Here is a 297-nt window from a genome sequence, read left to right on the forward strand (position 1 = left end):
AATCGGCATCAAAACCTAATTTACTTTTCGTAGTTAATAACCGATTTATCCACTGACCTAATGTTTCGCTATCACGATCACTGCTAACTACATCAAATCCAATAGACTCTGCTTGAGCTCGACCAAAATAGCGATAATCGGTTATCAGTACACATTTCTCAGCAGTTATTAACGCATAAGCAGCATTACCGCTAAAACCACTTAAATAACGAATATTTTCATGACCTAACACGAGTAACGCCGTTAAACCCTTATTGCTCAAAGCCTGTTTTAAAGATTGTTGGCGAGAGGTAAATT

General features: G+C 37.4%; 1 protein-coding gene. It reads right to left on the bottom strand.

Features of this window, described 5'->3' with window-relative positions; translation table 11 throughout:
- On the bottom strand, nt 1–297 hold a 297-nt coding region (locus CWB80_RS22100; RefSeq protein WP_171041580.1), incomplete at both ends, for an aminopeptidase P family N-terminal domain-containing protein.

It is taken from the genome of Pseudoalteromonas sp. S1650, assembly GCF_005887195.1.
Classification (GTDB): Bacteria; Pseudomonadota; Gammaproteobacteria; order Enterobacterales; family Alteromonadaceae; genus Pseudoalteromonas; species Pseudoalteromonas simplex.